The 16,215-nt window shown below is 66.7% G+C and carries 14 protein-coding genes; 5 read left to right on the forward strand and 9 right to left on the reverse strand.

Translation table 11 applies throughout. The features are described 5' to 3' along the window. Positions 1 to 8 precede the first annotated feature (8 nt). From tldD to mreB, 8 genes are all read right to left on the reverse strand, one after another. Complete coding sequence (tldD, locus tag A9179_RS18245; RefSeq protein ID WP_187807628.1) at positions 9 to 1,451, reverse strand: metalloprotease TldD; 1,443 nt, start codon at positions 1,449 to 1,451, stop codon at positions 9 to 11. Continuing rightward, a complete protein-coding gene (locus A9179_RS18250) occupies positions 1,448 to 2,302 on the reverse strand; it encodes a carbon-nitrogen hydrolase family protein (RefSeq protein WP_187807629.1) in 855 nt (284 codons plus the stop codon). Before A9179_RS18250 ends, tldD begins: the two co-directional genes overlap by 4 nt. Before the next feature lie 46 nt (positions 2,303 to 2,348). Next, a complete protein-coding gene (locus tag A9179_RS18255) occupies positions 2,349 to 6,185 on the reverse strand; it encodes a YhdP family protein (RefSeq protein ID WP_187807630.1) in 3,837 nt (1,278 codons plus the stop codon). A gap of 13 nt (positions 6,186 to 6,198) precedes the next feature. Further along, positions 6,199 to 7,656 carry a ribonuclease G gene (gene rng, locus A9179_RS18260; protein WP_187807631.1) on the reverse strand — a complete coding sequence of 486 codons (1,458 nt, stop codon included), beginning with the start codon at positions 7,654 to 7,656 and terminating at the stop codon, positions 6,199 to 6,201. A gap of 57 nt (positions 7,657 to 7,713) precedes the next feature. Beyond that, on the reverse strand, positions 7,714 to 8,310 hold the full coding sequence (locus A9179_RS18265; RefSeq protein WP_187807632.1) for a Maf family protein: 597 nt from the start codon (positions 8,308 to 8,310) through the stop codon (positions 7,714 to 7,716). Positions 8,311 to 8,349: 39 nt separating this feature from the next. Continuing rightward, positions 8,350 to 8,838, reverse strand: coding sequence for a rod shape-determining protein MreD (mreD, locus tag A9179_RS18270; protein WP_187807633.1), 489 nt, complete (start codon positions 8,836 to 8,838; stop codon positions 8,350 to 8,352). Beyond that, positions 8,838 to 9,845: a rod shape-determining protein MreC gene (gene mreC, locus A9179_RS18275; protein WP_187808631.1), complete on the reverse strand. Its 1,008-nt coding sequence runs from the start codon at positions 9,843 to 9,845 to the stop codon at positions 8,838 to 8,840. Before mreC ends, mreD begins: the two co-directional genes overlap by 1 nt. Before the next feature lie 80 nt (positions 9,846 to 9,925). Beyond that, the gene (gene mreB, locus A9179_RS18280; RefSeq protein WP_187807634.1) at positions 9,926 to 10,963 is read right to left on the reverse strand and encodes a rod shape-determining protein MreB; all 1,038 of its coding nucleotides are present in this window, start codon (positions 10,961 to 10,963) and stop codon (positions 9,926 to 9,928) included. A gap of 218 nt (positions 10,964 to 11,181) precedes the next feature. Here mreB and gatC point away from each other — a divergent pair, with 218 nt between their 5' ends. The 5 genes from gatC to A9179_RS18305 all read left to right on the forward strand — a co-directional run bounded on the left by gatC (position 11,182) and on the right by A9179_RS18305 (position 15,265). Then, positions 11,182 to 11,469 carry an Asp-tRNA(Asn)/Glu-tRNA(Gln) amidotransferase subunit GatC gene (gene gatC / locus A9179_RS18285; protein ID WP_187807635.1) on the forward strand — a complete coding sequence of 96 codons (288 nt, stop codon included), beginning with the start codon at positions 11,182 to 11,184 and terminating at the stop codon, positions 11,467 to 11,469. A gap of 15 nt (positions 11,470 to 11,484) precedes the next feature. Beyond that, positions 11,485 to 12,936, forward strand: a complete 1,452-nt coding sequence (gatA, locus tag A9179_RS18290) for an Asp-tRNA(Asn)/Glu-tRNA(Gln) amidotransferase subunit GatA (RefSeq protein WP_187807636.1) — start codon at positions 11,485 to 11,487, stop codon at positions 12,934 to 12,936. A gap of 11 nt (positions 12,937 to 12,947) precedes the next feature. After that, positions 12,948 to 14,396, forward strand: coding sequence for an Asp-tRNA(Asn)/Glu-tRNA(Gln) amidotransferase subunit GatB (gene gatB / locus A9179_RS18295; RefSeq protein ID WP_187807637.1), 1,449 nt, complete (start codon positions 12,948 to 12,950; stop codon positions 14,394 to 14,396). A gap of 79 nt (positions 14,397 to 14,475) precedes the next feature. Then, the gene (locus tag A9179_RS18300) at positions 14,476 to 14,844 is read left to right on the forward strand and encodes a septal ring lytic transglycosylase RlpA family protein (protein ID WP_187807638.1); all 369 of its coding nucleotides are present in this window, start codon (positions 14,476 to 14,478) and stop codon (positions 14,842 to 14,844) included. A 37-nt stretch (positions 14,845 to 14,881) separates the two neighbouring features. Beyond that, complete coding sequence (locus tag A9179_RS18305) at positions 14,882 to 15,265, forward strand: carboxymuconolactone decarboxylase family protein (RefSeq protein ID WP_187807639.1); 384 nt, start codon at positions 14,882 to 14,884, stop codon at positions 15,263 to 15,265. A gap of 157 nt (positions 15,266 to 15,422) precedes the next feature. Here the strand turns inward: A9179_RS18305 and A9179_RS18310 are convergent, their stop codons facing one another. Next, a complete protein-coding gene (locus A9179_RS18310) occupies positions 15,423 to 16,211 on the reverse strand; it encodes a YfaP family protein (protein ID WP_187807640.1) in 789 nt (262 codons plus the stop codon). Positions 16,212 to 16,215: the final 4 nt, after the last annotated feature.

A 16,215-nucleotide genomic window follows, 5' to 3' on the forward strand; every position in this document is an offset into this window, starting at 1 on the left:
GGCGCCCCTCAGGCGCCCGTCCCGCCTACGGTAATCGCATCGATCTTCAGGGTCGGCTGGCCGACGCCCACCGGCACCGACTGGCCGTCCTTGCCGCAGGTGCCGACACCGCTGTCCAGAGCCAGGTCGTTGCCGACCATCGATACCCGGCTCATCGCTTCCGGACCGTTGCCGATCAGGGTCGCGCCCTTGACCGGCGCGGTGATCCTGCCGTCCTCGATCAGGTAGGCCTCGCTGGTGGAAAACACGAACTTGCCGCTGGTGATGTCCACCTGGCCGCCGCCGAGGTTGGCGCAGTAGATGCCCTTCTTCACCGAACGGATGATTTCTTCCGGATCGCTCGCGCCGGCCAGCATGTAGGTGTTGGTCATGCGCGGCATCGGCAGGTGCGCGTAGGACTCGCGGCGGCCATTGCCGGTGCGCGCCACGCCCATCAGGCGGGCATTCAGCTTGTCCTGCATGTAGCCCTTGAGCACGCCGTTCTCGATCAGCGTGGTGCACTGGGTCGGGGTGCCCTCGTCGTCCAGGCTCAGCGAGCCGCGACGCCCGGCCAGGGTGCCGTCGTCGACAATGGTGCACAGGCTCGAGGCCACCTTCTCGCCGACCTTGCCGCTGTAGGCCGAACTGCCCTTGCGGTTGAAGTCGCCTTCCAGGCCGTGGCCGACCGCCTCATGTAGCAGCACGCCGGACCAGCCGGCCCCCATCACCACCGGCAAGGTGCCGGCCGGCGCCGGCTGCGCCTCCAGGTTGACCAGGGCCTGGCGCAGCGCCTCACGGGCATAGCCCATGGCGCGGTCCTCCTCGAGGAAATAGCGGTAGTCGGTACGCCCGCCGCCGCCATGGCCTCCGCGCTCGCGGCGGCCGTTCTGCTCGACGATCACGCTGACGTTGAAACGCACCAGCGGGCGGATGTCGGCACCCAGGCTGCCATCGCTGGCCGCTACCAGGACATGATCCCAGACCCCGGCCAGGCTCACGGTGACCTGTTTGATGCGCGGATCGAGGGCACGGGTGGCCACGTCCACGCGCTTGAGCAGCTCGACCTTCTCGGCTCGCTGCAGTACCTCCAGCGGATTGTTCGCAGCGTACAGGGCAGTGACCTGCGGGCTGACAAAGGCCTGCACGCGCCCCTGCTGCCCGGCCCGGGCAATCGAGCGGGCGGCCCGTGCCGCCTGGCCGAGGGCCTCGGCACTGATGGCATTGCTGTAGGCGAAGCCGGTCTTCTCGCCGGACTGGGCGCGCACGCCAACGCCCTGGTCGAGGTTGAAGCTACCTTCCTTGACGATGCCGTCCTCCAGCACCCAGGTCTCGGACACCTGGCTCTGGAAGTACAGGTCGGCAGCATCGATGCCCGGCCCGGCCAGCTCGCCGAGGATGCTCGGCAGCTGTTCGATGCTCAGGTCGCCGGGGCTCAGCAACTGCCCGCTGACGGCTAACAGGGTCTCGCTCATAGGTTCTCCGTGGGCGCCGGCCCGGGTTCGACCGGCGCTAAAAATCGTCTGTGGCGGGCGATCGGCATGCGCTGGCGGATCGCCGCCTGCTCCTCGGCATCGCGCTGTCCCAGCAGCACTGCCTCGCCCTGGGGCTGCTCGGCCAGCACCCGACCCCAGGGGTCGATCAGCGCCGAATGGCCGAAGGTCTCGCGCCCGCCCGGATGGCTGCCGCCCTGCCCCGCCGCCAGCACATAGCACTGGGTCTCGATGGCGCGGGCACGGGTCAGCACCTGCCAGTGCGCCGCCCCGGTCACCGCGGTGAAGGCTGCCGGGGCGGTGATCAGCTCGGCGCCGGCCTCGCGCAGCCGGCTGTACAGCTCGGGGAAGCGCAGGTCATAGCACACCGTCAGGCCCAGGCGCCCGACCGGGGTATCGGCCACCACCACCTGGCCGCCGAAGGCATAGTCGTCCGACTCGCGGTAGCGCCCGCGGCTGTCGGCCACGTCGACATCGAACAGGTGCAGCTTGTCGTAGCGCACCACCCGCTCGCCCCGTTCGTCGACCAGCAGCGAGCAGGCATGGGCCTTGGCCGCCGGCCGGTCGTCGGGTGGCAGGGGGATGGTGCCAGCCACTATCCATAACCTGAGGTCACGGGCGGCCTGTTTCAACCAGGGCAGAATCGGCCCCGTGCCATCGGCCTCGGCCCGGCCCAGGGCGGCCAGGTCGCGGCGGCCCATGGCCGCAAAGTTTTCCGGCAGTACAGCGAGGCGCGCGCCACCGGCGGCAGCCTGCTCGAGCAGGCGACGGGCGGCGCTGAGGTTGGCCAGGACATCGTCCTGGCTGACCATCTGGATCACGGCGAAGGACATGGCTACTTCCGTCCGGGTGGTGACTGCATGCTACTCCATGTATGGACTAGCGGGGCTTTTCGAAAGGTTTCTCGAAGCTGATCTGCGGATCCTTCCAGTCGCCCTTGACGCTGTACTGCACGCTGGCGAAGCGCGCGACCTTGTCGCCGAGCAGCTTGTCGACCACAAACAGCGCGCCACCCACCGCCGGCGCGCCGACGATCAGTGCCGCCAGCGGCAGGTTGTTGCTCACCGGCAGGGTCACCAGCAGCTTGGCATCGATCTGGTCGCGAGCCATGTCCAGCTGGCCGTTGAGCTCCAGGGTGCTGGACGGCCCCACCACCCGCAGCGGCTCGCGCGTCTCGAACACGCCGTTCTGGCCCACCAGCAGGGCCTTGGTGGTGTCGTAGCTGAGGCCACGGCCAAGCAGGTCGGAGAAGTCCAGGCGCAGGCGCCGGCCGATCGAGTTGAAGTTGAGCAGGCCGAACACCCGCAGCGCCGAAGCCGAGCCCTGTACCTCGACGAACTGGCCCTTGCGCAGGCGTGGCTCAAGGTTGCCGGAGTAGCGCTTGAGGCTGAACCAGAGCGGTGACCCCGGCCAGTTGCCATCGACATTCAGACGGAAACTCTCGCTGGTGGCGGTCGGCGCGAAGCCCCAGGCCAGCAGGACATCGGCCAGGTTATCCCCCGCCAGACGGCCCTTGAACGAGCTGCGCGTGCTGCCCGGCGCCCCTTCCCAAGCGGCGCTGCCCTGCAGCTGCATGCCCTTGAGGCCCATGGCCAGGTCGCTGACCTGCACGCCCTGCGCCGTCGGCCGCGCCTTGAGCGACCAGCTGCCGAGCAGTTGATCGCCCTGCAGCACCTTGTCGATATGCAGATCCAGCGCCGGAATCTGTTTGGGGTCGAAGGCGGCGAGCGGATCGGGCTTGTCCACCGCCGATTCGCCTTCCTTCGGCGGTTCGGCGGGCGGGAAGCTCAGGCGCGCCAGCTTGACCTGGATCGGCGCACCACTGGCATCCGGCAGCAGTACATTGCCTTTGGCCGGCGCGCTGTCCAGATCCAGCGACCAGCCCTGCTGGCCACGCTCGAGCTGCACGGAGAGCTGTTCCAGCTCGCTGCCGAAGCCCTTGAAGCGCTCGATCTGCAGGTTGGCGCCGCGGAAGAACTGCAGCGCCTCGCGGTTGTTCTGGCTAGCCGCATAGCGCTTGGCGGTGTCCTGCCAGGCGCTCCAGTCCAGCTCGGCAACGCGCCCGCTGACCCGCAAGCCCTGGCCGCTGGGCAGAATCGCGCGGGCGCCGCCCAGGCGCAGCAGGCCGCGGCCCTGCTGCAGCTGCCCCACTGGCGCGGCGAAGGCCAGGCTGGCCTGCCCGGCGTAATCCAGCCAGTAGCGCCGCTCGTTGCCCTGCAGGGTCATGCGCCAGGTGGCGTTGCTGCTATCGGCTGCGGCCTTGCCATAAGGCGCAGGCAGGTCGATCAGGGTGCCCTTGAGGTCGGAGCTGACGTTCAGCTGGCTGTCGGCCCCGGCCAGTAGCAGGTTGAGCTTATACGGCAGCTCGCCGCTCAGCGGCAGCGGCCGGGTCACGCCGAGCCAGTCGCTGAGGGTCTTCACCGGCACCCGGCCATTGGCCTCGATGCGGGTCTGCACATTGCCGCGCGGGCCGCCGGCGATGGCCTTGCCCTGCACCGCGCGGCCGAACACCTGGGCGCGAATATCCGGAGCGCTGAGGCCGTTGGCGGTGTCGTAGCGGAACGCGCCCTTGAGCTGGCTCAGCTCCAGCTTCGGCGCGGCCAGCTGCAAACGCGCGCCTTCGGTGGCGAAATCCACCACGACTTTCGGCGCCTGGCCGTGGGCCAGCGGAATGTCCAGCTTGAGCTGGCCGGCCAGCGGGCCCTCGCCCTGCCAGCCGGAAAAGATCGCGGCGGTGCCGATGGGCGCTTCCTGGAGGATCTTCAGCGCATCACCCAGGCTGCTCTGCAGCTGGCCATCGAGCAGCAGGTGGGAAGTCTGGCCGCTGTCGACATGCGGGATATCCACGCTGACCGCCTCGACCTTGCTGTCCAGCAGGCGCCCCTCGGGTACCCGCACCTGCACCCCGGTGTCCTCGATCAGCACTTCGCCGCGGGCTTCGCGCAGCACCGGCCAGCCCGGCTGGAAGGCCAGCTCGGCATCGTGCACGCGGAAGAACAGGCTGAGGCTGCGCGCAGCAGCATCGGCGCCCTTCTGCAGCGAGCCCTGGTATTCGAACCAGCCTTCGTCGACCTTGCCGCCACGGATCGCCGTCTGCAGCCACTCGGCCAGCTTGGGACTGAGGCCCGGCGAGAGGGTCGGCAGGTACTTGGTGGTGTACTGCGCATCGCCGTCGCGCAGGCCGACGCGCAAGTCCATGTAGTCCTCCAGCGCCGGATCCTTCATCAGGCGGATCAGGAAGTCGCCGGCGATCCGTCCTTCCTCGCCGACCACCTGCAGGTAGGGGCTGCGCAGGGTGAAGGCCTGGTCATCCAGCGTCCACAACAGCCGCGCCGCAGCCTGGCGGTAGCGCCAGATCTTGGGGAACAGGGTGTCCAGATGCAGGCCGAAATCCGTACTGACGGTCAGCGCTTCGCCCCCGCCGAGATCGCCGGTGACGCTGCCGCTGGCGTTTTCCACCGCCGGCACGCCATGCCAGGAGCCGATGCCGACCCGCTCCAGGTTGGTCGAGAACTGCACGCGCTTGGCGTCACTGCGCTGCGGCAGGTAACTGAGCTGCAGGTTGCGCAGGGTGCCCTGCGGCTTGAGGGCGCCGAGCACTTCGGCGGCCTTGTCCGGCAACGGTGCCAGGGCCAGTACTACCGGGGTCAGGGGCGTCAGGTCGAGGCGGTCGCCGCTGAGCTGCCAGCGCTCCTCGCGGTCATCCTTGGCCAGCTCGTGGCGCAGAGCCAGGTGCAGCTCGCCCCAGCGGGTTTCGCCGAGGCTCAGGGCCAGGGAGTCGACCAGCAGCTCGGCGCCGTCCTCCTGCTGTTCGTAGTAGGCGTTCAGACCCAGATCGTCGATACGCACGGCCTTGCGCGCGGCATAGCCGCCGCGCAGCTCCGGCGCATGCAGGCGGGCAACGGCGCGCTGCACCCGGCCACGCTGCCAGTCCAGCCAGAACTCGCCGCCGATCTCGGCGCGCTCGATGCGCCAGTCCCGGGTCAGCCCGGCCGGCAGCCAGGCGGCCCAGTTGCTCTGCGGCAGGCTCAGGTACAGCTCGGCGTTGCTGGCGCGCCAGTCCTGCTGGTCGATGCGGCTGTTCAGGCGCAGGCTCAGCGGCTGACCGTCGGGCAGCAGCAGATGACCATCGAGACGCAGGCGCTTGGCGCTGCTGCGTAGGGTGAAGCTGGCGTAGGTCAGGCTCAGCGGTTTCTGCTCGAACGGCTCGAAGGTCAGCTGGCTGTCCAGCAGCGACAGCTCTTCGAGCATCGGCAGGCGCCGCAGCAGACGCTGCACGTCCAGCGCCTGCTGCGGCTCGCGGCTCGGCAGGCCCTCGACCGTCCAGTGGCCCTCAGCGTCCTGCACCAGGCTGAGCTGCAGGCCTTCGACCTGCAGGTTGGCCAGGCGCGGCTGGCGCGCCAGCAGGCTGCCGAGTATGTCCGGCACCAGGCGCACCTGATCCAGGCGCACCGCGCTGCTGCCCTCGCCGAGCATCAGGTCGTGCACCGTCAGCAGCGGCGCCAGGCCGCTCCAGCCGCCCTCCAGGCTGCCGATGGTCAGCGGCATGCCCAGTGCATCGCGGGCCCGGGCCTCGACCTCGGCGCGGTATTCGGCGACCAGCGGCAGCAACTGCCGACCCAGGCTGACATACAGCGCCGCCAGCACCAGCACCAGGGCAAACAGCCCCAGCATGGCCCGCAGCAGAGCGACGAACAGGCGCGCCAGACGATTCATTCAGCGCACGCCCTCACAGCAGCACGACATCGTACTGCTCCTGGGAATACATGGTTTCCACCTGGAACTTGATGGTGCGACCGATGAAGGCCTCGAGATCGGCAACGTTGCCCGACTCCTCGTCGAGCAGGCGGTCGACCACCTTCTGGTTGGCCAGCACCCGGTAACCCTCGGCCTGGTAGGCGCGAGCCTCGCGCAGGATCTCGCGGAAGATCTCGTAGCAGATGGTTTCCGGGGTCTTCAGCTTGCCGCGGCCCTGGCAGCTGCTGCATGGCTCGCACAGCACCTGCTCGAGACTCTCGCGGGTGCGCTTGCGGGTCATCTGTACCAGGCCCAGCTCGGTGATGCCGATGATGTTGGTCTTGGCATGGTCGCGTTCGAGCTGCTTCTCCAGGGTGCGCAGCACCTGGCGCTGATGCTCCTCGTCTTCCATGTCGATGAAGTCGATGATGATGATCCCGCCGATATTGCGCAGGCGCAGCTGGCGGGCGATGGCGGTGGCCGCCTCGAGGTTGGTCTTGAAGATGGTTTCTTCGAGGGTGCGGTGGCCGACGAAGGCGCCGGTGTTGACGTCCACCGTAGTCATTGCCTCGGCCGGGTCGACCACCAGGTAGCCGCCGGACTTGAGCGGCACCTTGCGCTCCAGGGCGCGCTGGATCTCATCCTCGACACCGTACAGGTCGAAGATCGGTCGCTCGCCGGGGTAGTGCTCCAGGCGGTCGGCGATCTCCGGCATCAGCTCGTCGACGAACTGGGTGATCTTGCCGAAGGTCTCCCGCGAGTCGATGCGGATCTTCTCGATCTTCGGGTTGACCAGGTCGCGCAGGGTACGCAGGGCCAGGGACAGGTCTTCGTAGATCACCGAGGGGGTCGGCGCGGTCTTCATCTGGGAGGCGATCTGCCCCCACAGGCGGCGCAGGTAGCGGATATCGACCAGGATCTCGTCGGCTCCGGCGCCTTCCGCGGCCGTGCGCAGGATAAAGCCGCCGGCTTCCTCGATACCTTCGGCGGCCACGCAGTCGGCCACCACCTGCTTGAGGCGCTCGCGCTCGGCCTCTTCCTCGATCTTCAGGGAGATGCCGACATGGGCGGTGCGCGGCATGTACACCAGGTAGCGCGAGGGAATCGACAGATGGGTGGTCAGGCGCGCGCCCTTGGTGCCGATCGGATCCTTGGTCACCTGCACCACCAGGCTCTGGCCCTCGTGCACCAGAGCACTGATGCTCTCCACCGCACTGCCCTCGCGGGTGGAGATTTCCGCCGCATGGATGAAGGCGGCGCGCTCCAGGCCGATGTCGACGAAGGCCGCCTGCATACCCGGCAGCACGCGCACCACCTTGCCTTTATAGATATTGCCAACGATGCCGCGCTTCTGGGTACGTTCGACGTGCACTTCCTGCAGCACGCCGTTCTCCACCACCGCCACCCGCGACTCCATCGGCGTGATGTTGATCAGGATCTCTTCGCTCATGCATCCCACTCTGTGCGCCGACCCGGCCGGCAGGGGCTGCCCCCACCGCGGTCTCGATTATGGTTGGCCGGCAGTCTGCCAGCACGGAATCCCGAATCCCTCAAGCATCTGCGCGGTTTCGCACAGGGGCAGACCGACCACTGCCGAGTAACTGCCTTCGATGCGACTGACGAACACTGCCGCCAGTCCCTGAATACCATAGCTGCCCGCCTTGTCCTGCGGCTCGCCGCTGGCCCAGTAGGCCTCGGCCTCGCCGGCAGCCAGCGGGCGGAACAGCACGCGACTGCTCACCACCTGCACCGCGCTGTGCGTGGCACTGGCCAACGCCACGGCGGTCAGCACCTGATGCTCGCGCCCGGACAGGGCCGCCAGGGTGGCCAGCGCCTCGGCGCGATCCTGCGGCTTACCGAGGATACGCCCGTCCAGCACCACCGCCGTATCGGCGCCGAGCACCACGGCATCGTCCGCTGCCGCCAAGCAGGCCAGACCGGCACGCGCCTTGTCCAGCGCCAGCCGCTCTACATAGCCATGGGCAGGCTCGCCGGGCAACGGCGTTTCATCTATGGAGGCGATTAGCGTGACGAAGGGCACACCGATCTGCGCCAGCAACTCGCGCCGGCGGGGCGACCCCGAGGCCAGGTAAAGCGTGGCCATGCAGACAGCTCCCTGTCGAAAAATGGAAGGACGGCGGCGTCAGTGCACACCCAGACGCTGCTGCAGCCCACGCAGGATGGCGAACACCCAGGGCCAGAGCAAGGCGCTGATCAGCGCCGGCAGGACGAACTCGAGAGTCGGCGCGCGGTTGCCGGTCAGTGCGTTGAGCCACAGCTGTACCAGCTGGGCCAGGCCGAGCACCACCAGCAGCACTAGGCTCTGCTGCCACAGCGGGAACATGCGCATGCGCCGTTCCAGGGTCAGCACCAGGAAGATCACCAGGGTCAGGGTCAGCGCATGCTGGCCGAGCAGCGCGCCATACAGCACATCCTGGCCAAGGCCGAACAGCCAGGCCGTGATCATCCCCACCCGGTGCGGCAGGGCCAGTACCCAGTAGCTGAGCACCAGGGCCAGCCACAGTGGCCGGCCGATCTGCAGGAAATCGGGCAGTGGCATCACCGACAGCAGCAGTGCCAACAGCAGGCTGACCCAGACCAGCCAACCGTTACGCGCCTTGGCCTGAACCATCAGTGACTCTCCTGGGTAGCGGGCGCCGCTGGAGCCGTGGCCGGCGCGGGCGTCGAGGGCGCGGCGGCACCTGGGGCGGCCGGCGTGCTGCCTGGCGCCGCAGCCTGCGGCTTGTCGCCGGCAGCCGCCTCGCGATCCGCCGCCTCCTGGGCCACGGCGGCATCGGTAGCACGCTGCTCGGCACTGCGCTGGTCGGTGAACACCAGCAGCATGTAGCGACTGCGGTTCAGCGCTGCCGTGGGCACGGCGCGGACGATGGCGAACGGCTGACCGGAGTCGTGCACGACCTTGTTGACGGTGGCTACCGGGTAACCGGCGGGGAAACGCTGACCCATGCCGGAGCTGACCAGCAGATCGCCTTCCTTGATGTCTGCGGTATCGGCCACATGGCGCAGTTCCAGGCGTTCCGGGTTGCCGGTACCGACGGCAATGGCACGCAGGCCGTTGCGATTCACCTGCACCGGAATGCTGTGGTTGCTGTCGGTGAGCAGCAGCACGCGGGCGGTATAGGGCATCACCTCGACCACCTGGCCCATCAGGCCGCGGGCATCGAGCACCGGCTGGCCAAGGAATACGCCGTCCTTCTCGCCCTTGTCGATCAGGATGCGGTGGGTGAAGGGGTTGGGGTCGACGCCGATCAGCTCGGTGACCAGCACCTTCTCGTCCACCAGCGCCGCCGAGTTGAGCAGCTCGCGCAGACGCACGTTCTGCTCGGTGAGGGTGGCCAGCTTCTGCAGGCGCCCCTGCATCAGCAGAGCTTCAGCCTTGAGCTTCTCGTTCTCGGCCATCAGCTCGCTGCGGCTGGTGAGCTGCTGGGTCGCATCCTCCCACAGGCTCACGGGCAGGCGGGCAATGCGATAGGCCGGCTCGACGATCAGGCCAAGCTGGCCACGCAGCGGCTGCAGCACTTCGAAGCGCGCATCCACCACCATCAGGGCAGCCGACAGCACGACCAGTACCAGCAGTCGTATGCCCAGCGAAGGCCCTTTGGCAAATAGCGGCTTGATAGCAAATCCCCTTTCCCGGCACCTAGAAAACCGAAAGCCGGAAGGTTCAGCTTCCGGCTTTGGCTAGCACTACAACGGACTCACTCGGTGGAGAGCAGATCCATGGTGTGGCGATCCATCATTTCCAGCGCACGGCCGCCACCGCGGGCCACGCAGGTCAGCGGGTCTTCGGCGACGATCACCGGCAGACCGGTTTCCTGGGCCAGCAGCTTGTCCAGATCGCGCAGCAGGGCGCCACCACCGGTCAGTACCAGACCGCGCTCGGCGATGTCGGAAGCCAGTTCCGGCGGCGACTGCTCGAGAGCGCTCTTGACCGCCTGGACGATGGTCGCCAGGGATTCCTGCAGCGCTTCCAGCACTTCGTTGGAGTTCAGGGTGAAGCTGCGCGGTACGCCTTCGGCCAGGTTGCGGCCACGTACGTCGACTTCGCGCACTTCGCCGCCGGCATAGGCGGTACCGATTTCCTGCTTGATGCGCTCGGCGGTGGATTCGCCGATCAGCGAACCGTAGTTGCGGCGCACGTAGGTGATGATGGCTTCGTCGAAGCGGTCGCCGCCGACGCGCACGGATTCGGCGTAGACCACGCCGTTCAGCGAGATCAGGGCGATTTCGGTGGTACCACCACCAATGTCGACGACCATCGAGCCGCGGGCTTCTTCAACCGGCAGGCCGGCACCGATGGCAGCGGCCATCGGCTCTTCGATCAGGAACACTTCGCGAGCACCGGCGCCGAGGGCCGATTCGCGGATGGCGCGGCGCTCGACCTGGGTCGACTTGCACGGCACACAGATCAGCACGCGCGGCGACGGCTGCAGGAAGCTGTTCTCGTGAACCTTGTTGATGAAGTACTGCAGCATCTTCTCGCAGACGCTGAAGTCGGCGATCACGCCGTCCTTCATCGGGCGGATGGCGGAGATGTTGCCCGGGGTACGGCCGAGCATGCGCTTGGCTTCGGTACCGACGGCGACGACGGACTTCTGGTTGCCGCTGCTGCGAATGGCGACCACAGACGGCTCATTGAGGACGATGCCGCGCTCGCGGACGTAGATCAGGGTATTGGCGGTGCCCAGGTCGATCGACAGATCGCTGGAAAACATGCCACGCAGTTTCTTGAACATGAGGGGAAAACCCTAAGACAGAGCGCGATGAAAACGCTGGGTAAAAAAGTGCGGCAAACTCTAACAACGAGCAGCCTTTTGGGCAAGGCGGCGCTTGTGCTAAATTGCCTGCTTTTCCGGGCTTTACGCCCACAATTAGCGGCCTTTGACCGCCGCGCGCGGCATCCGTTCCCCGCCTGTATTTCGTCCGGTCACCCGCATTCCCCTGGAGAATCCCGATGGCGCTTGAACGCTCCGACGTGGAAAAGATCGCCCACCTGGCCCGCCTGGGTCTGAATGAAGCCGATATTCCGCGAACCACCGAGACCCTCAACAACATCCTCGGCCTGATCGACGCCATGCAGGCGGTCGACACCGACGGCATCGAGCCCCTGGCCCACCCGCTGGAGGCCACCCAGCGCCTGCGCGCCGACCAAGTTACTGAGCAGAACCAGCGCGAGGCTTACCAGGCCATCGCCCCGGCCGTGGAAAACGGCCTGTATCTGGTTCCGAAAGTCATCGAATAAAGGAAAGGGTTTCCCATGCATCAACTGACCCTGGCCGAGATCGCCCGCGGCCTGCAGGACAAAGCCTTCTCCGCCGAAGAGCTGACCCGTACCCTGCTGGCGCGCATTGCCCAGCTCGACCCGCAACTGAACAGCTTCATCAGCGTCACCGAGGAGCTGGCCCTGAGCCAGGCCAAGGCCGCCGACGCCCGCCGCGCCGCCGGCGAGAACGGCGCCCTGCTCGGTGCCCCGCTTGCCCACAAGGATCTGTTCTGCACCCAGGACATCCTCACCAGCTGCGGCTCGAAGATCCTCGGTGGCTTCAAGGCCCCGTACAACGCCACCGTGGTCGAGAAGCTCGCCAGCGCTGGTGCCGTAACCCTCGGCAAGCTGAACATGGACGAGTTCGCCATGGGCTCGGCCAACGAATCCAGCCACTACGGCCCGGTGAAGAACCCCTGGGATCTGTCCCGCGTTCCGGGCGGCTCTTCCGGTGGTTCTGCCGCCGCCGTGGCCGCACGCCTGATCCCGGCCGCCACCGGTACCGACACCGGCGGCTCGATCCGCCAGCCGGCGGCCTTCACCAACCTCACCGGGATCAAGCCGACCTACGGCCGCGTCTCGCGCTGGGGCATGATCGCCTACGCCTCCAGCCTCGACCAGGGCGGCCCGCTGGCGCGCACCGCCGAGGACTGCGCGCTGATGCTGGCCGGCATGGCCGGATTCGACGCCAAGGACAGCACCTGCGTCGACCAACCGGTGGACGACTACCTCGCCGCCCTGCAGCAGCCGCTCGCCGGCCTGCGCATCGGCCTGCCGAAGGAATACTTCGGCGCCGGCCTCGACAGCCGTATCGCCGACAAGGTGCTGGCCGTGGTCGAGGAGCTGAAAAAGCTTGGCGCCACAGTCAAGGAGATTTCCCTGCCGAACATGCAGCACGCCATCCCGGCCTACTACGTGATCGCCCCGGCCGAAGCCAGCTCCAACCTGTCGCGTTTCGACGGCGTGCGTTTTGGCTATCGCTGCGAGAATCCGAAAGACCTGCAGGATCTGTACAAGCGCTCGCGCGGCGAAGGCTTCGGTGCGGAAGTGAAGCGCCGCATCATGGTCGGCACCTACGCCCTGTCGGCCGGTTACTACGATGCCTACTACCTCAAGGCGCAGAAGATCCGCCGCCTGATCAAGAACGACTTCGTCGCCGCCTTCAACGAGGTCGACGTGATCCTCGGCCCGACCACGCCGAACCTGGCCTGGCAGATCGGCGCGAAGAACAACGACCCGGTCGCCGAATACCTGGAAGACATCTACACCATCACCGCCAACCTGGCCGGCATCCCCGGCCTGTCCATGCCCGCCGGCTTCGTCGACGGCCTGCCGGTTGGCGTGCAGCTGCTTGCGCCCTACTTCCAGGAAGGTCGCCTGCTGAATGTCGCCCATCAGTACCAACAGGTCACTGACTGGCACAAACAAGCACCGACTGGCTTCTGAGGACGACACACATGCAATGGGAAACCGTGATCGGGCTGGAAATCCACGCCCAGCTCAGCACCCAATCGAAGATCTTCTCGGCCAGCGCCACCACCTTCGGCGCCGAGCCCAACACCCAGGCCAGCCTGGTTGACCTCGGCATGCCCGGCACCCTGCCGGTGCTCAATGCCGAAGCGGTGCGCATGGCCTGCAAGTTCGGCCTGGCGATCGACGCGCACATCGCGCCGAGCAACATCTTCGCGCGCAAGAACTACTTCTACCCGGATCTGCCCAAGGGCTACCAGACCAGCCAGATGGATCACCCCATCGTCGGCAAGGGCTTCCTCGACATCACCCTGGAAGACGGCACCACCAAGCGCATCGGCATCACCCGCGCACACCTGGAAGAAGACGCCGGCAAGAGCCTGCACGAAGACTTCCACGGCATGAGCGGCATCGACCTCAACCGCGCCGGCACCCCGCTGCTGGAAATCGTTTCCGAGCCGGATATCCGTTCGGCCAAGGAAGCGGTGGCCTACGTCAAGGCCATCCACGCCCTGGTGCGCTACCTGGGCATCTGCGACGGCAACATGGCCGAAGGCTCGCTGCGCTGCGACTGCAACGTTTCGGTACGCCCCAAGGGCCAGGCCGAGTTCGGCACCCGCGCCGAGATCAAGAACGTCAACTCGTTCCGCTTCATCGAGAAAGCGATCAACCACGAAGTGCAACGCCAGATCGAGCTGATCGAGGACGGCGGCAAAGTGGTGCAGGAAACCCGCCTGTACGACCCGAACAAGGATCAGACGCGCTCCATGCGCAGCAAGGAAGAAGCCAACGACTACCGTTACTTCCCCTGCCCCGACCTGCTGCCGGTGGTGATCGAGCAGAGCTTCCTCGACGAAGTGCGCGCCAGCCTGCCGGAACTGCCGGTGCAGAAGCGCGAGCGCTTCGAGGCGCAGTTTGGCCTGTCCGCCTACGACGCCACCGTGCTGGCTGCCAGCCGCGAACTGGCCGACTACTTCGAGGCGGTCAACGGCGTGTGCGGCGATGCCAAGCTGGCCGCCAACTGGGTGATGGGCGAGCTGTCCAGCCTGCTCAACAAGGACAACCTGGAAATCGAGCAGTCGCCGGTATCCGCCGCGCAACTGGGCGGCATGATCCTGCGCATCAAGGACAACACCATCAGCGGCAAGATCGCCAAGATGGTGTTCGAGGCCCTGGCCGCCGGTGACGGCGCCACGGCTGACGAAGTCATCGAGAAGAAAGGCCTCAAGCAGGTCACCGACTCCGGTGCCATCGAGTCGATGCTCGACGAAGTGCTGGCGACCAACGCCGAGCAGGTCGAACAATACCGCGCCAGCGACGAAGCCAAGCGCGGCAAGATGTTCGGCTTCTTCGTCGGCCAGGCGATGAAAGCCTCGAAAGGCAAGGCCAACCCGGGCCAGGTCAACGAACTGCTGAAGAAAAAGCTCGAAGGCTAAGAGCCTGTAAGCTGCAACCAATCAACGCCGGGCTTGCCCGGCGTTGTGTTATTCGTCAGTTGAAGACAAAGGAGCCGCCATGCGTATTGCATTCGCCCTGTTCGCCGCCCTGCTGCTCAGCGCCTGCGCCAGTCAGGGCGTGGTCGACCCGCATGGCTACCGCGCCGAAGGCCAGGCCTCCTGGTATGGCGCCAAGCACCAGGGACGCAAGACCGCCAGCGGCGAGCGCTTCGACCAGGACGCTCTGACCGCCGCGCACCGCGAGCTGCCGTTCGGTACCCGCGTGCAGGTCACCAACCTGAGCAACAACAAGCGCGTGATCGTGCGTATCAACGACCGTGGGCCAACCTCGCGCAAGCGCCTGATCGACCTGTCGCAACAGGCCGCCAAGCAGCTCGACATGCTGCGCGCCGGCGTGGCGCCGGTACGGGTCGAAGCCCTCGAATAATGCGCAACGCACAACCATTTCCCCAAGGAGAACCCGCATGAGCGAAGAGAAGAAAAGCGGCCTGCAGGTACGCCGTGAAGTGATGGGCGACGCCTTCGTCGACCGCGCCCTGGGCAACGCCACCGCGTTCAGCCAGCCGCTGCAGGACTTCGTCAACGAACACGCCTGGGGCGGCGTGTGGAACCGCGAAGGCCTGGATCGCAAGACCCGCAGCCTGATCACCCTGGCCGCGCTGACCGCGCTGAAATGCCCGCAGGAGCTCAAGGGCCATGTGCGCGGGGCGCTGAACAACGGCTGCACGGTCGAGGAAATCCGCGAGGCGCTGCTGCACTGCGCGGTCTACGCCGGCGTACCGGCGGCCATCGACGCCTTCCGCGCCGCCCAGGAAGTCATCGATGCCTGGCAGGCGCCCAACGCCTAAGAAGCTGCCCACGATCTTTCGTCCGTCGGCCATACCGCGTTAAAAACAGGCTCGGAATGCTCATTTACAGCTCGTAAACTCCGCTTCCTCGCCTGTTTTTGCCTTGTCTGGCTCTAGTCCAAAAGATCGTGAACAGCTTCTAAGTCGTAGAGCAGATTTATGGATAACTGAACTGCTTGACCAGGGTCAGCTCGCCCGGTGCACGCATGGGCACGAGGAACGACTGCTGCTTCTCGTTCGGTGTGCCCTCCTCGCTGATCAGGGTGATCTGCGCCGTGGTCAGCGCCTGCGCCGCGCCGCCCTCGCCGTCGTATCCGCCGCCGTAATAGTTGACGTAGACCAGGTACTGGCCCTTGAGCGGGGTCGGCGAGGCAATCATTTCCGGGCCGAAGCCGCTGGTCACGTCGACATCCAATGCCGCGCCATTGGCCAGCGAGCGCTCGCCGTACCAGACATGCCCGCCGTCCGGGGTCACCAAGTGCAGGTCGAGGTCGCTGTTGTCGCTGTCCCAGGACAGCACCACGCGCAGCTTGGCCGGCGTCTCGCCGCTGCCCTGGTTGTAGAACTGCACGCGGCGCACCTGCTGGCCATCCGGGCTGCGCACCTCGACGTTGTTGCTGCCGGCCGGGAACACGAACGGCCGGTCAAAGCCGCCATCCTCCTGCACCTTGAGCGGCATGCTGATGCCGTTGACGATCAGCCGCGCCGGCGCGCCCTCGACCTTGGCCGTGTTCTTGATCTGGCCGAGGATACGCGCGGTGTCGGCCTGATCCGGTGCGCTGTTGACCGAGGAGGCCGGGTAGTTGACCTGCTGGACGAAGTGCGCGCCCTCCGCCGAACCCTGGCGCCAGCCGGCGCGCGGGGTATCCAGACGAATCTCGGCATTTGCAGTCAGCGGCAACAGACCGAGCAGAAACAGGGCAACAGGGTGCAAGCGAAAGGTCATGGGG

The organism is Pseudomonas alcaligenes (genome assembly GCF_014490745.1).
Taxonomy (GTDB): Bacteria; Pseudomonadota; Gammaproteobacteria; order Pseudomonadales; family Pseudomonadaceae; genus Aquipseudomonas; species Aquipseudomonas alcaligenes_C.

Excerpts from the sequence above, each read along its gene's own strand:
- tldD (WP_187807628.1), bottom strand. The coding sequence starts at position 1,451 with ATGAGCGAGACCCTGTTAGCCGTCAGCGGGCAGTTGCTGAGCCCCGGC.
- A9179_RS18250 (WP_187807629.1), bottom strand. The coding sequence starts at position 2,302 with ATGTCCTTCGCCGTGATCCAGATGGTCAGCCAGGACGATGTCCTGGCC.
- A9179_RS18255 (WP_187807630.1), bottom strand. The coding sequence starts at position 6,185 with ATGAATCGTCTGGCGCGCCTGTTCGTCGCTCTGCTGCGGGCCATGCTG.
- rng (WP_187807631.1), bottom strand. The coding sequence starts at position 7,656 with ATGAGCGAAGAGATCCTGATCAACATCACGCCGATGGAGTCGCGGGTG.
- A9179_RS18265 (WP_187807632.1), bottom strand. The coding sequence starts at position 8,310 with ATGGCCACGCTTTACCTGGCCTCGGGGTCGCCCCGCCGGCGCGAGTTG.
- mreD (WP_187807633.1), bottom strand. The coding sequence starts at position 8,838 with ATGGTTCAGGCCAAGGCGCGTAACGGTTGGCTGGTCTGGGTCAGCCTG.
- mreB (WP_187807634.1), bottom strand. The coding sequence starts at position 10,963 with ATGTTCAAGAAACTGCGTGGCATGTTTTCCAGCGATCTGTCGATCGAC.
- gatC (WP_187807635.1), top strand. The coding sequence starts at position 11,182 with ATGGCGCTTGAACGCTCCGACGTGGAAAAGATCGCCCACCTGGCCCGC.
- gatA (WP_187807636.1), top strand. The coding sequence starts at position 11,485 with ATGCATCAACTGACCCTGGCCGAGATCGCCCGCGGCCTGCAGGACAAA.
- gatB (WP_187807637.1), top strand. The coding sequence starts at position 12,948 with ATGCAATGGGAAACCGTGATCGGGCTGGAAATCCACGCCCAGCTCAGC.
- A9179_RS18300 (WP_187807638.1), top strand. The coding sequence starts at position 14,476 with ATGCGTATTGCATTCGCCCTGTTCGCCGCCCTGCTGCTCAGCGCCTGC.
- A9179_RS18305 (WP_187807639.1), top strand. The coding sequence starts at position 14,882 with ATGAGCGAAGAGAAGAAAAGCGGCCTGCAGGTACGCCGTGAAGTGATG.
- A9179_RS18310 (WP_187807640.1), bottom strand. The coding sequence starts at position 16,211 with ATGACCTTTCGCTTGCACCCTGTTGCCCTGTTTCTGCTCGGTCTGTTG.